Below are 13,924 nucleotides of genomic sequence, written 5' to 3' on the forward strand. Positions count from 1 at the left end.
GAGCACCATGATCAAGTTCACCGACGAACACGAGTGGGTCGACACCGAGTCGTTCGAAGTCGGGATCACCGACCACGCCGCCTCGGAACTCGGCGACATCGTCTTCATCGACCTGCCCGATGCCGGCACCACGGTCACCGCGGGTGAGGAGATCGTGGGCATCGACTCCGCCAAGGCCGTCTCCGGCATCAACGCCCCCTACGACGGTGAGATCACCGAGGTCAACGAGTCCCTGGCGGACTCCCCTGAATCGGTGACGCCCCACTCCGCGATGCAGACCTGGTTCATCAAGATCCGCCCGTCGGATCCCGCCGCGGCGGAATCGCTGATGGACGAGGACGCCTACCGCTCGATGATCGGCTAGGGACACCGATGACCACGTGGGACCGCCCGGACGTGCAGCCGGACGACTTCGCGACGCTGCGCCACATCGGCCCGAGCCGCATCGAGATGGCCTCAATGCTGGAGGCCGTGGGCGTCGGCTCTCTCGACGAACTCATCGAGCAGACCGTCCCCCGTGGTCTCCACCAGTCGCAGCCGCTGGGCTGGGAGCCCCTCACGGAGCACCAGGTCACGCAGAAGCTCCGCGACGTGGCCGCCAAGAACACCGTGCTGACTTCGCTCATCGGCCAGGGCTACTACGGCACGGTCACCCCGCCGGTCATCCAGCGCAACGTGTTCGAGAACCCCGCCTGGTACACGGCCTACACGCCGTACCAGCCGGAGATCTCGCAGGGCCGGCTGGAGGCGCTGCTGAACTTCCAGACGATGGTGGCGGACCTCACCGGGCTCCCCCTCGCCAACGCCAGCCTCCTCGACGAGCCCACCGCCGCCGCGGAGGCGATGGCCATGGCGAAACGCACCGCCAAAGCCACCTCGCACCGGTTCTTCGCCGCCGACGACCTCCACCCCCAGACGCTCGCCGTGCTGGCCACGCGCGCCGAGCCGCTCGGCATCGACCTCGTGGTCGGCCCCGTGGGCGACTTCGTCGCAGACGGGTTCTTCGGCGCCATCTTCGCGCACCCCGGCACCTACGGGCACGTCCGCGACCTCACGGACCAGTGTCACGCCGTCAAGGACAGCGGCGGCATCGCGGTCGTCGCCACGGACCTGCTCGCCCTGTGCCTGATCAAGGACCCCGGCTCGATGGGCGCCGACATCGCCATCGGCTCCTCGCAGCGCTTCGGTGTGCCGATGGGCTTCGGCGGGCCGCACGCGGCGTTCATGTCGTGTCGCGACGAGCTCAAGCGCGCCCTGCCCGGCCGTCTGGTCGGCGTCTCCAAGGACGCCCGGGGCAACCGCGCCTACCGGCTCGCGCTCCAGACCCGGGAGCAGCACATCCGCCGCGAGAAGGCCACGTCCAACGTCTGTACCGCCCAGGCCCTGTTGGCGGTGATGGCCTCGTTCTACGCCGTCTTCCACGGGCCCACGGGCCTGCGCTCCATCGCCCAGCGAACCCACCTCTCTGCCGCCACGCTTGCCGCCGCCCTCCGCGACGGCGGCGCCGCCGTCGAACCCGAGGTCTTCTTCGACACCATCACCGTCGACGTCGGCGTGGGCCAGGCGGGGATCATCGCCGCCGCCGAGCACCGCGGGATCAACCTGCGCCGCATCGGCCGGCACCGCGTCGGCATCTCCGTCGACGAGACCACGGACCTGGACATCGTCGCCCGCGTGCTCGACGCGTTCGGGATCGACGAGCGCCCCGGGCTGACCGCCGTCCCCGCGCTGCCGGACGACCTGCTCCGCACCACCGACTACCTCACCCACCCGGTGTTCCACCTCAACCGGGCCGAGTCGGAGATGATGCGCTACATGCGCCGCCTGTCGGACCGCGACCTGGCGCTCGACCGCGCCATGATCCCGCTGGGCTCCTGCACCATGAAGCTCAACGCGGCCGTCGAGATGCGGCCCCTGAGCTGGCCCGGGTTCGCCGAACTGCACCCCTACGCCCCCGCCCACCAGACGCAGGGCTACGCCGAACTGATCGCCGACCTCGAGGCCAAGCTCTGCGAGATCACGGGCTACGACGCGTTCTCGATGCAGCCCAACTCCGGCGCGCAGGGCGAGTATGCGGGCCTGCTCACCATCGCGGCCTACCACCGGGCCAACGGCGACGACCGGGACGTGTGCCTCATCCCCACCTCGGCCCATGGCACCAACCCGGCTTCCGCCCAGATGGCCGGCATGAAGGTGACGGCGGTGAAGGCGACGGCCGACGGGGAGATCGACCTCGACGACTTCCGCGCCAAGGCCGCCGAAGCCGGCAGCAGACTCGCGGCGGTGATGATCACCTACCCGTCCACCCACGGCGTATTCGAGGAGACGGTGCGCCAGGTCTGCGACATCACCCACGAGCACGGCGGCCAGGTCTACATCGACGGCGCCAACCTCAACGCCATGGTGGGTCTGGTCAGGCCGGGCGAGATCGGCGGGGATGTCAGCCACCTCAATCTGCACAAGACCTTCGCCATCCCGCACGGCGGTGGGGGGCCCGGCATGGGGCCGATCGGCGTGCAGCGCCACCTGGCACCGTTCCTCCCCTCCGATCCGCAGGCGGGCGCCCCCGGTGCCGTCTCCGGCGCCAATCACGGGTCCGCGTCGATCCTGCTGGTCTCGTGGGCCTACGTGCTGCTCATGGGCGGCGCAGGCCTCACCCAGGCCACCAAGGTGGCCATCCTCTCGGCCAACTATCTCGCGAGCAGGCTCGCCGAGGCCTACCCCATCCTGTACACCGGCGCCCGCGGCCGCGTGGCCCATGAGTGCATCGTGGATCCGCGCGGCTGGACGAAGTCCGGCGTGACGGTCGACGACATCGCCAAGCGGCTCATCGACCACGGCTTCCATGCGCCCACCATGAGCTTCCCGGTGGCCGGCACGTTGATGATCGAGCCGACGGAATCGGAGCCCCTCGCTGAGCTGGACCGCTTCGTCACCGCCATGCTGGACATCGCCCGCGAGGCCCGGCAGGTGATCGACGGGGAGGTCAGCGCCGCCGAGTCGCCGCTCCGGCACGCCCCGCACACCGTCGAGGACCTCGTGGCCGACTGGGACCGCCCGTACACGCGGGAGCAGGGCTGCTTCCCGGCGGGCGCGTTCCGCGTCGACAAGTACTGGCCCGCGGTGGGACGCATCGACAACGCCTACGGCGACCGCAACCTCGTGTGCAGCTGCCCGCCCTGGGGCGAGGAGTAGGAGCGGCGCTCAGGTCGCAGAGTTGCTGAGTTTCTCCCACAACTGCTCGACCTGGCGGACGGTCGACGCCTGGTCACCGTCGTTGTCGATGACCTGGGTGGCTGCCGCGCGCCGCTCCACGCGGGAGGCCTGTGCCATGATCCGCTGGTAGGCCTCGTCGCGGCTCAGGTTGTTGCGGTGCATGAGGCGCAGTATCTGGGTGTTGACCGGCACGTCCACGACGACCACCTCGTCGAACAGGTCCTGCTGGCCGGTCTCCACCAGCAACGGGATCACGTGGACGACGACGGCGTCCGCAGGCGCCTTCTGCTCCATTTCCGCGCTCCTGGCGCGCACCAGCGGGTGGACGATGGCGTTGAGGTCCTCGCGCGCAGCGTCATCGGCGAAGATCAGCCGGCCGAGCCGTGGCCTGTCGAGCATCCCCTCAGGCGTCAGGATGTCCTCGCCGAACCGCTCGACGACGGCGGCCAGGCCCGGGGTGCCCGGCTGCACCACTTCCCGTGCGAGCAGATCCGAATCGATGATCACCGCGCCGCGGGCCTCGAGTTCGTCCGCGACGAAGGACTTCCCGGAGGCGATACCCCCTGTCAGGCCAACCCTTACCACCGCCCCCACCTCCCTGTAGGCTGAAACGAACCCGAACCTGACAACGGCATGAAAGGAAACCTCATGGCACGCATCCTGTGGATCGTTCTCGTCGTGGTGGTCATTCTATGGCTGCTCGGCTTCCTCCTGAAGGTGGGCGGCGCCTTCATCCACATTCTGCTGGTGATCGCGCTCATCGTCCTGATCGTCAACCTCGTGACCGGGCGCCGCGGCGTCTGATCAGACCGACCCAGGAAAACCACCTGGCACCGGAACCACAAGGCCCGCCCCCATTCGGGGGCGGGCCTTGTCGGTGACGCGGGATCAGTTACCGGCGAGCTTGTCGCGCAGAGCCTGCAGCGACTCGTCGGAAGCCAGCGAGCCGGCCCCGTCGGTCTCGACGTCGGTCGAGGTGTAACCGGCGGCAGCCTCGACGGTGGCATCGCGTTCGGCAGTCTCGGCGGACTCCACCTGAGCCTTGTGGGCCTCCCACAGAGCGTGCGCCTGGGCGTACTGGGCCTCCCAAGCAGCGCGCTGCTCGTCGAAGCCTTCCTTCCAGTCGTTCGTCTCGGGGTCGAAGCCCTCGGGGTAGATGTAGTTGCCCTGCTCGTCGTAGGACGCCTGCATGCCGTAGAGGGCCGGGTCGAAGTCGATTGCGGCGACGTCGATGCCCTCGTTGGCCTGCTTCAGCGACAGCGAGACGCGGCGACGCTCGAGGTCGATGTCGATGACCTTGACCATACGGTCGTCACCGACGGCGACAACCTGCTCCGGGATCTCGACGTGACGCTCAGCGAGCTCGGACACGTGGACCAGGCCCTCGATGCCCTCGCCGACGCGGACGAACGCACCGAACGGAACCAGCTTGGTGACCTTGCCGGGCACGATCTGACCGATCTGGTGCAGACGCGCGAAGGTCTGCCACGGGTCTTCCTGGGTGGCCTTGAGCGACAGGGAGACGCGCTCGCGGTCCATGTCCACCTCGAGCACCTCGACGGTGACGGCCATGCCGACCTCGACAACCTCGTTCGGGTGGTCGATGTGCTTCCAGCTGAGCTCCGAGACGTGCACGAGGCCGTCCACGCCGCCGAGATCGACGAACGCGCCGAAGTTGACGATGGAGGACACGACACCCTTGCGGATCTGGCCCTTCTGGAGCTGCGTGAGGAAGGTCTGGCGGACCTCCGACTGGGTCTGCTCGAGGTAGGCCCGACGCGACAGGACCACGTTGTTGCGGTTCTTGTCGAGTTCGATGATCTTGGCCTCGAGCTCCATGCCCACGTAGGGCTGGAGGTCGCGGACGCGACGCATCTCGACCAGCGACGCGGGCAGGAAGCCACGCAGGCCGATGTCGACGATCAGGCCGCCCTTGACAACCTCGATGACGGAGCCGGTGACAACGCCGTCCTCTTCCTTGATCTTCTCGATCGTGCCCCAGGCGCGCTCGTACTGTGCGCGCTTCTTGGACAGGATGAGGCGGCCTTCCTTGTCCTCCTTGGTCTGGACGAGGGCCTCGATCACATCACCCACCTGGACGACGTCGAAAGGATCGACGTCGTGCTTGATGGACAGCTCCTTCGAGGGGATGACGCCTTCGGTCTTGTAACCGATGTCGAGCAGGACCTCGTCCCGGTCAACCTTGACGACGGTGCCGGAGACGATGTCCCCGTCGTTGAAAGAAATGATGGTGGCGTCAACCGCAGCGAGGAAATCTTCGCGGGTGCCAATGTCATCGACTGCGACAGTCGAGGCCTCAGTGGAGGAGGTCATGTAGTAGGGCTCCGAAATAGTGGATGAAAATGGATGCACTGCGCCCGTGACGAATCACCGCTCTCTACTCCGTCCGAGAGAACGCAGGCCACAGTGCCCGCTCAGCCTACCGCTCTTCGTCGAGCAACGGCAACCTGAAGTCGAAATCGGGGCCAACCGGAGAACACTAGCGGTTATGGTCCGATCCGGCCAATGCCTATGCTTGCCCACGTGTCGCAGACCCCCGAACCCCAGCGCCGGCGCTCCGCGCGCCTCCTCGTCCTGTTGGCCGCCGTCGTCGGGGTGATCGCGCTGCTGGTCTTCGCGCTCACCCGCGGCGGTGCACCCGCGGCCGGGCCTGCGGCTCCAGCCAGTTCGTCCCCCGCCCCGGCCTCCACCACCGCGCTCCCGTCGCCGGCTCCGGCGACGCCCTCGGCGTCACCTGCCGGCCAGGCCCCGCCGTCGGGCAACCCGGCCCTCGCGGAGTGCACGGCGGTCTCGGACGGCTTCGTGCCGCAGCGGTTCACCATCGAGTCGTTGGGCGCCGACGAGCGGGTCATCGCGCTGAACCTGGACAAGGACGGCAACATCGCCGCTCCCCCGTTCGACCAGCCCCGCACCGCCTCCTGGTGGAGCGGCGGCCCCAAGCCCGGCGCCGCCCACGGCAAGGCCGTCCTGTCCATCCACACCTACAACCCCAGCCTGCCGCCCGCCCTCGGCAACGAGATGTACGAGGGCGGCAGGTCCCAGTTGGAACCCGGCGACGTGATCAAGCTGTACGGCAGCGACGGCCAGGTGCAGTGCTACGAATACACGGAGGCCGTGAAGGTGTGGGTCGAGGACTACGACCCTGATTCCGACGTGATGGTCGACTTCGAAGGCGCGCCCCAGCTGGCCATCGTGATCTGCTGGGACTACGAGGCGAGCACCAAGGCGTGGGACTCCCGGATCCTGTTCTACGCAGACCCGGTGGTCCCTGCCGCCTGAGTCCTAATGGGCGGCAGACTGCCAGCTGTCGCCCACGCCGATCGACACCTCGAGCGGCACCAGCAGCTTCGCGGCACCGCCCATTTCGCGCGCCACCAGTTCGGTGACGGTCTCTCGCTCGCCCGGGGCGATCTCGAGAACCAGTTCGTCGTGCACCTGAAGCAGCATCCGGCTGGCGAGCCCTGCGTCGTCCAGCGCGCGACCGACGTTGATCATGGCGACCTTGATCACGTCTGCGGCAGACCCCTGGATGGGCGAATTGAGCGCGGCCCGCTCCGCCATCTCCCGGCGCTGCCGGTTGGTGGTGGTGAGGTCTGGCAGGTACCGGCGACGGCCCAGCATGGTCTCGGTGTACCCGACGCGGCGGGCCTCCTCGACGATGGCGGCAAGGTACTGGCGCACGCCGCCGACGCGGGAGAAGTAGTCGTCCATGAGGTCGCGCGCCTCACCGACAGAGATCTTCAGCTGGTTGGACAGGCCGAAGGCGCTCAGCCCGTAGGCCAGGCCGTAGTTCATCGCCTTGATCTTCGCCCGCATCTCCTGCGTGACACCTCCGGGTTCGACGCCGAACACCAGGGACGCCATCTCGCCGTGGAAGTCGCGGCCCGACTCGAAGGCCTCGATCAGCCCCGGGTCCTTGCTGCCGTGCGCCATGATGCGCATCTCGATCTGCGAGTAGTCCGCCGACATCAGCGATTCGTACCCGTCACCCGGCACGAACGCGGCCCGGATCTGGCGGCCCACCGACGTGCGGATGGGGATGTTCTGCAGGTTCGGGTCTGTCGACGACAGGCGCCCCGTCGCCGCGATCGCCTGCATGTAGCTGGTGTGGATGCGGCCGTCCGGCCGCACCGTGGCCAGCAGCCCGTCGACGGTCTGGCGCAACCTGATCCGGTCGCGGTGGGCCAGCAGGTGCCCGAGGAACGGGTGCTCCGTCTTCTCGAAGAGCTGTTCGAGGGCCTCGGCGTTGGTCGTGTAGCCGGATTTGGTGCGCTTGGTCTTCGGCATCCCCAGTTCGTCGAACAGGACCCCCTGCAGCTGCGTGGGCGAACCGAGGTTGACCTCGTGCCCGAGCACGTCGAACGCGGCCTGCTGGGCGTCCCGCACGGCGCGGTCGAACTCGTCGCGCAGGGTGTGCAGCCGGTCCACGTCGACCGCGATGCCGAGCTTCTCCATGGTGGCCAGCGTCCGCTGCAGGGGCAGTTCGACCCCCGTCATGAGGGCGGCCGCGTTGCGTTCGGCGAGCTGCTCGGACAGCACCTCTGCCAGGTCGTGCACGGCCCGCGCGTGCAGCAGGGCGGATTCGACGGCGGAGTCGTCCTCGTCTCCGAAGTCCAGCGCCAGTTGCGCGTCCTCGTCGGCCTGCTGCTGCGCGGCGAGGTCGCGGTGCAGGTAGCGCACCACCAGGTCTGAGAGGTCGTAGGTGCGCTGGTCAGGACGCAGCAGGTACGCGGCCAGCAGCGTGTCGAGCTGCACGCCGTCCAGGTCCCAGCCCCTGCTCCAGCACGCCAGGGTGGGGCCCTTGGCCTCGTGGATCAGCTTGGGCCGAGAGCGGTCGGCCAGCCACTCCGCGAGGGCCTTGTCGTCCTCCGGGGTGAGATCCGCCGTGTCGACGTACGCCCCCGAGTTGTCCGATGCTGCCAGCGCCAGGGCGGTCAGGTCCCCCTCACCCGCACCCCAGGTGCCGACGAAGTGGACGGCAGTTGCCTGCTGGGCGTGCGCAGCGAGCCATGCGGCCAGCTCGCCCTGCTCCAGCCGAGCCCCCTCGACGGCGAAGCTCTCGGTCGCCACGGGCTCAGCGGAGGCGGCCAACTCCAGCAGCCGCTCGCGCAGCACGCGGAACTCCAGGGCGTCGAACAGTTCGTGTACGCGCTCCCGGTCCCAGTCCACGCGGACCGTGTCCGGCAGCGCCAGGTCGATGTCGAGGTCGCAGACCAGCGCGTTGAGGCGGCGGTTGCGCACCACGTCGTCCAGGTGCGCGCGCAGCGACTCGCCGGCCTTGCCGGGGATCTGCTCGGCGCGGGCGACGATGTTGTCCAGCCCGTCGAACTGCGCGATCCACTTCGCGGCGGTCTTGGGGCCCACCCCGGGCACGCCCGGGAGATTGTCGCTCGTCTCCCCCACCAGCGCGGCGATCTCGGGGTAGCGGGCGGGCGGCACCAGGTACTTCTCCTCCACCGCGGCCGGCGTCATCCGGGCCAGGTCCGAGACACCTCGGCGGGGGTAGAGCAGGGTGACGTGCTCGTTCACGAGCTGCATGGCGTCGCGGTCGCCGGAGACGATGTAGGTGTCGAAGCCCTCACTGGCGGCACGGGTGGAGAGCGTCGCGATCAGGTCGTCGGCCTCGTAGCCGGCCATCTCGACGAACGGGATCCGCAGCGCGTCGAGCACGTCCTTGACGAGGGCCACCTGGCCCTTGAACTCGTCCGGGGACTTCGAGCGGTTCGCCTTGTACTCCGGGTACTGCTCGGTACGGAAGGACTCGCGCGCCACGTCGAAGGCGACGGCGATGTGCGTGGGCTGCTCGTCGCGCAGCACATTGATCAGCATGGAGGTGAAGCCGAAGACCGCGTTGGTGTGCTGGCCGGTACGGGTGGCGAAACTCTCCACCGGCAGGGCGAAGAACGCCCGGTAGGCCACGGAATGTCCGTCGATCAGCAGCAGTTTCTTCACGTCAGTCACAGCTCAAGAGCCTACCGTGGCAGAGTGGGGCCCCATGAACTCCATCCCTGCCTGGCTCGCTGACCAGTTCTCCCCGCTCGACGACAAATTGGGCCTGACCATCACCGAACTGACGCCGGAACGCGTCGTGGGCTGGATTCCGGTGGAGGGCAACGAGCAGCCGTTCGGTCTCCTCCATGGCGGCGCCAGCGGCGTCGTGGTCGAGACCCTCGCGTCGATGGGGGCCATGGCACACGGCTGGCCGGACCGGGTGGGCGTGGGCGTCGATCTCAACGTCACCCACCTGAGGGCGGCGACCAAGGGCAGGGTGACCGGCACCGCGACCGCCCTGCACCTCGGCCGCAACATGGTGACCTACTCCGTCGACATCGTCGACGAACAGGGCAGGCTCACCGCTACCGGGCGGTTGACCTGCCACATGATCAACCGCCGCTGAGCCTGCCCGGCAGGGATCGCCGGCAGGCTCAGGGCGGGCGCTACTTCTTCTTGTGGGAGATGACGCCCTCGGCGACGTCGCGCATGGACTTACGCATGTCCATGGCGGTCTTCTGGATCCAGCGGAACGCCTCCGGCTCCGTGAGGCCCAGGTCCTGCTGCAGGATGCCCTTGGCCTGGTCGATGATCTTGCGCGACTCGAGGCGGTCCTCGAGGCTGGCGAGCTCATCCTCGATGGCGGCGATCTCCTGGAAACGACCCATGGCGATCTCTATGGCCGGAACCACGTCGGAGGCGCCGAACGGCTTCACGACATAGGCCATGGCGCCGGCGTCACGCGCGCGCTCCACGAGGTCGCGCTGGCTGAACGCGGTGAGCATGACGATGGGCGCGATCCGCTCCTCCGCGATGATCTCTGCGGCCGTGATGCCGTCCATCTTGGGCATCTTCACGTCCATGATCACGAGGTCGGGTACGAGCTCGCGGGCGAGCTTGACGGCTTCTTCACCGTCGCCGGCTTCGCCGACCACGTCGTATCCCTCCTCGGTGAGGAGCTCGACCAGGTCGAGGCGGATCAGCGCCTCGTCCTCGGCGACAATCACAGTGGGCTTCTTCTTCGTCATATCTAGTGGCACTTTTCCCTCGCCCCGGGAGGCGAGCTTCGTCGGTCAACCTGCCCAGATACTACTCCCGTCGCGGGCAAAGTGCCCACTCAGGCCCGCAACGCATCAGGTGGGCGGTCTATGGCACAATAAGTGGGGCCCGCCCGGGTGGCGGAATGGTATACGCGGACGGCTCAAACCCGTCTGGTCGAAAGGCCGTAGGGGTTCGAGTCCCCTCCCGGGCACGCACAACAAACACCCCGCCAGGATCGCTCCTGGCGGGGTGTTTCAGTTGCGGGCAGGGCCGCCGACGGGTCAGTGGGACTCGCCGAGCTCCTTGATCTTGTGGACGCGCAGGTTGTTCGTCTTGCCGGGGATGCCCATGGGCGAACCCGAGACGATGACGATGCGCTCGCCGACCTCGATCATGCCGCGGTCACGGAGGTGACGGTCAACGGCCTCGACGACCTCTTCCTGGGTGTTGAACTCAGGGGTGACCTGGGTGTCAACGCCCCACGACAGGGTCATGGTCTGGCGGGTGGCCTTCTCCGGGGAGAACACCAGCATCGGGATGGGGGAACGCAGACGCGAGATGCGCCGGCCCGTGTCACCGGACTTGGTGAAGGCCACCAGGTAGCGGGCGCCGATACGCTCGGCGACCTCGGCGGCGGCCTTCGCCAGGATGCCGCCCGTGGTGTGCGGGTCCCAGTCGATGATGTGGATCTCGGCGTGGCCTTCGCGCTCGGTCTTCTCGACGATGCGGGCCATGGTGGACACGGTCTCGACCGGGAAGTCACCGACGGAGGTCTCGCCCGAGAGCATGACCGCGTCGGCGCCATCGAGGATGGCGTTGGCGACGTCGGAGGTCTCGGCCCGCGTGGGGCGCGGGTTCGAGATCATCGATTCCAGCATCTGGGTGGCGACGATCACCGGCTTGGCCCACTTGCGGGCCGCGCGGATGATCTTCTTCTGGACCAGCGGCACCTCTTCGAGGGGCAGTTCGACGCCGAGATCACCGCGGGCCACCATGAACGCGTCGAACGCGTCGATGATGTCCTGGAGGTTCGCGATCGCCTGGGGCTTCTCGAGCTTGGCGATGACGGGCAGGTGGCGCCCCTCTTCGTCCATGATCTCGTGGACACGCTTGATGTCATCGGCCGAGCGCACGAAGGACAGCGCGATCATGTCGACGTCCTGGTGCAGCGCCCACCGCAGGTCGTCCTCGTCCTTCTGGGACAGGGCCGGGACGGATACGGCGACACCGGGCAGGTTGATGCCCTTGTTGTTCGAGACGGGCCCGGGGACGGTGACCTCGCACACGACGTCGTTCTCCGTGACCTCGACGGCCCGCAGGCCGACCTTGCCGTCGTCGATGAGGATGGGGTCACCCACATTGACGTCGCCGGTCAGACCCTTGTAGGTCGTGGAACAACGCTCCTTGGTGCCGGAGATGTCGTCGATGGTGATGGTGAACCGGTCGCCCACCTCGAGATAATGCTTCTCGTCGTTCTCAAAGCGCCCAAGACGAATCTTGGGGCCCTGCAGGTCGGCGAACACGCCGACGGTCTTGCCGGTCAGCTCAGCTGCTTCGCGGACGTTCGTGATTCGGTTGCCGTGCTCGTTGTAGTCGCCGTGGCTCATATTGAGACGGGCGACGTTCATGCCGGCATTAAGGAGCTCCACCAGGCGCTCAACGGTTTCAGCGGAAGGGCCGAGGGTACATACGATCTTTGCTCTACGCACGGGCCCAAGACTACTGCAAGGGCCGCCTCAGGCGCATCGGGGTGCCCCGATGAGTCATCGCGGCTGGGAGATCCCGTCGCGCACGAGCTCCAGCGCCCGTGCCAGATCAGCTGGGTACGGAGAGGTGAAGCGCACCTCGTCACCCTTGGTGGGGTGCGTGAAGCCCAGCTCGACGGCGTGCAGCCACTGCCTGATGAGGCCGAGGCGCTCCGCCATGGTGGGGTCTGCGCCGTAGAGGGGGTCGCCCACGCAGGGATGGCCGATGGCCGCCATGTGGACCCGGATCTGGTGGGTGCGGCCGGTCTCCAGGTGCACCTCGAGGAGGGTTGCGGCACGGTGCGCTTCGAGCGTCTCGTAGTGCGTGACCGAATGACGGCCACCTTCGATGATGGCCATCTTCCAGTCGGCACCCGGGTGCCGCGCGATGGGCGCCTCGATGGTGCCCGTGAACGGGTCCGGATGGCCCTGCACGAGCGCGTGGTAGATCTTGTCGACGGTGCGGTCACGGAAGGCCTGCTTCAGCACGCTGTAGGCGGCCTCCGACTTGGCCACCACCATCAGGCCGCTGGTGCCGACGTCGAGGCGCTGCACGATGCCCTGGCGCTCGGCGGCACCGGAGGTGGCCACCTGCACGCCGGCGGCGGCGAGGTGCTCCACGACGGAGGGTCCCACCCAGCCGAGGCTGGGATGCGCCGCCACACCGACGGGCTTGTCGACGACGACGAGGTCTGCGTCCTCGAACACGATGCGCACGCCGTCAGCCAACTGCGCCCGGACCTGGACGCCCACGGGGGCGGAGTCATCGAGGTCGAGCAGTTCGCCGCCACGGACCTTCAGGGAGCCCTTCGCCACGACCGCGCCGCCCAACCGGAGGTGGCCGTCGGCGATCAGCGTCTCGATGCGGGACCTGGAGTAGCCGGAGATGCGGGCGGCCGCGGTGTCCAGGCGTTCGCCGGCGAGGGCATCCGGGATCAGGAAGACGCTCATGCGGCCACCTTCTGGAGGTTCCTCTCCCGCACCTCGGCCAGAACGCCGGCCACGATGATGAGACCCGCGGCCACCGTGATGCAGACGTCGGCCCAGTTGAAGATGGCGAAGTTCGGCACCTGGAACATGTCGATCACGTGGCCGTGCAGCGCCGCGGGCGGCTGGGTGATCCGGTCCACCAGGTTGCCGGTGATGCCGCCGAAGAGCAGGCCGAGCGCGACGGCGTGCCAGAGCGCGGTGATGCGTGTGAGCGCCACGAGGCAGCCGAGGGTGGCGAGGATGGCGAACACGCTGAAGACGATCGTGACCCCGGAACCCATGCCGAAGGCCGCTCCGGGGTTACGGATGAGGTTGAGGCTCAGCAGCTCCCCCACGAGGGGCACGCGTTCACCAGGGATCAGGTACGTGACGGAGGCGATCTTGATCAGTTGATCCACCGCGAGCATCGTCAGGCCGAGACCCGCGGCGAGCAGACCGACACCCCAGCGCTGCTTGTTCAGCGTCGTTCCTCGCGCTGCTTGCAGGTCACGCACATCGTGGCGCGGGGGAACACCTGGAGGCGGCCCTTGCCGATGGGCTGGCCGCAGACCTCGCAGTAGCCGTATTCACCATTGTCGAACAGGTGGAGCGCGAGGCGGGCCTGCTCTGCCATCTCGCGCACGTTCTGCACGAGCGACAGCTCCTGGTCTCGTTCGAAGTTGCTGGACCCCACGTCGACGGGATCACGTCCGGCGCCGTCGATGCCTCCACGCATCAGCGAGTCCAGTTCGGCTTCGGTCTGCTCGATGCGGCGTTCCATGCGCTGGATCTCATCGACGAGCTCGGCGCGTTGCTCCGCCACCTCTTCGGGAGTCCACTGCTCCTCGCCCTCAAGCACGGGGAGGACCACCTGGGTCTCAGGGGTCTTTTTCGTCGTCGGCATGGCTGCTCTTTCTCGCAGTGGTGTTCTGGTTGGGGAA

At 67.9% G+C, this 13,924-nt stretch carries 13 protein-coding genes and 1 tRNA gene; 6 read left to right on the top strand and 8 right to left on the bottom strand.

Annotated features, from left to right (window positions below):
* Nucleotides 1–7 precede the first annotated feature (7 nt).
* Nucleotides 8–364: a glycine cleavage system protein GcvH gene (gene gcvH / locus ACZK4S_RS00135; RefSeq protein ID WP_198928171.1), complete on the top strand. Its 357-nt coding sequence runs from the start codon at nt 8–10 to the stop codon at nt 362–364.
* An 8-nt stretch (nt 365–372) separates the two neighbouring features.
* Entirely contained in the window at nt 373–3,195 is a 2,823-nt protein-coding gene (gene gcvP, locus ACZK4S_RS00140; RefSeq protein ID WP_463643012.1) for an aminomethyl-transferring glycine dehydrogenase, read from the top strand.
* A 9-nt stretch (nt 3,196–3,204) separates the two neighbouring features.
* Here gcvP and coaE read toward each other — a convergent pair whose 3' ends face one another.
* Nucleotides 3,205–3,801 (bottom strand): dephospho-CoA kinase, encoded by a 597-nt coding sequence (gene coaE / locus ACZK4S_RS00145; RefSeq protein WP_076058331.1) that lies wholly within the window; start codon nt 3,799–3,801, stop codon nt 3,205–3,207.
* A 63-nt stretch (nt 3,802–3,864) separates the two neighbouring features.
* On the opposite strand from coaE, the gene ACZK4S_RS00150 reads away from it, so the two are divergent.
* Nucleotides 3,865–4,020: a lmo0937 family membrane protein gene (locus tag ACZK4S_RS00150; protein WP_143570834.1), complete on the top strand. Its 156-nt coding sequence runs from the start codon at nt 3,865–3,867 to the stop codon at nt 4,018–4,020.
* 84 nt (nt 4,021–4,104) lie between these two features.
* Here the strand turns inward: ACZK4S_RS00150 and rpsA are convergent, their stop codons facing one another.
* Nucleotides 4,105–5,550 carry a 30S ribosomal protein S1 gene (gene rpsA, locus ACZK4S_RS00155; protein ID WP_076058328.1) on the bottom strand — a complete coding sequence of 482 codons (1,446 nt, stop codon included), beginning with the start codon at nt 5,548–5,550 and terminating at the stop codon, nt 4,105–4,107.
* A gap of 210 nt (nt 5,551–5,760) precedes the next feature.
* Here rpsA and ACZK4S_RS00160 point away from each other — a divergent pair, with 210 nt between their 5' ends.
* Nucleotides 5,761–6,516 (top strand): class F sortase, encoded by a 756-nt coding sequence (locus ACZK4S_RS00160; RefSeq protein ID WP_143570833.1) that lies wholly within the window; start codon nt 5,761–5,763, stop codon nt 6,514–6,516.
* Between the two features lie 3 nt (nt 6,517–6,519).
* On the opposite strand, the gene polA is transcribed toward ACZK4S_RS00160, so the two are convergent.
* Entirely contained in the window at nt 6,520–9,189 is a 2,670-nt protein-coding gene (gene polA / locus ACZK4S_RS00165) for a DNA polymerase I (protein WP_463643409.1), read from the bottom strand.
* Between the two features lie 43 nt (nt 9,190–9,232).
* On the opposite strand from polA, the gene ACZK4S_RS00170 reads away from it, so the two are divergent.
* Complete coding sequence (locus ACZK4S_RS00170; protein ID WP_463643013.1) at nt 9,233–9,634, top strand: PaaI family thioesterase; 402 nt, start codon at nt 9,233–9,235, stop codon at nt 9,632–9,634.
* Between the two features lie 40 nt (nt 9,635–9,674).
* Here the strand turns inward: ACZK4S_RS00170 and ACZK4S_RS00175 are convergent, their stop codons facing one another.
* Nucleotides 9,675–10,256: an ANTAR domain-containing response regulator gene (locus ACZK4S_RS00175; RefSeq protein WP_076058321.1), complete on the bottom strand. Its 582-nt coding sequence runs from the start codon at nt 10,254–10,256 to the stop codon at nt 9,675–9,677.
* A gap of 141 nt (nt 10,257–10,397) precedes the next feature.
* Between ACZK4S_RS00175 and ACZK4S_RS00180 the strand changes: the two genes are divergently transcribed.
* A tRNA-Leu gene (locus tag ACZK4S_RS00180) sits at nt 10,398–10,480 on the top strand.
* A 70-nt stretch (nt 10,481–10,550) separates the two neighbouring features.
* Here the strand turns inward: ACZK4S_RS00180 and pyk are convergent.
* The 4 genes from pyk to ACZK4S_RS00200 are packed head-to-tail and all read right to left on the bottom strand — an operon-like array spanning nt 10,551 to nt 13,887.
* The gene (gene pyk / locus ACZK4S_RS00185; RefSeq protein ID WP_076058319.1) at nt 10,551–11,978 is read right to left on the bottom strand and encodes a pyruvate kinase; all 1,428 of its coding nucleotides are present in this window, start codon (nt 11,976–11,978) and stop codon (nt 10,551–10,553) included.
* Between the two features lie 54 nt (nt 11,979–12,032).
* Complete coding sequence (locus ACZK4S_RS00190) at nt 12,033–12,965, bottom strand: RluA family pseudouridine synthase (RefSeq protein WP_463643014.1); 933 nt, start codon at nt 12,963–12,965, stop codon at nt 12,033–12,035.
* Complete coding sequence (gene lspA, locus ACZK4S_RS00195; protein ID WP_463643015.1) at nt 12,962–13,498, bottom strand: signal peptidase II; 537 nt, start codon at nt 13,496–13,498, stop codon at nt 12,962–12,964. The genes ACZK4S_RS00190 and lspA overlap by 4 nt, the downstream gene beginning before the upstream one ends.
* Complete coding sequence (locus tag ACZK4S_RS00200) at nt 13,462–13,887, bottom strand: TraR/DksA family transcriptional regulator (protein ID WP_076059394.1); 426 nt, start codon at nt 13,885–13,887, stop codon at nt 13,462–13,464. Before ACZK4S_RS00200 ends, lspA begins: the two co-directional genes overlap by 37 nt.
* Nucleotides 13,888–13,924 lie beyond the last annotated feature (37 nt).

The sequence above is a fragment of the Tessaracoccus zhenghani genome (genome assembly GCF_055326325.1).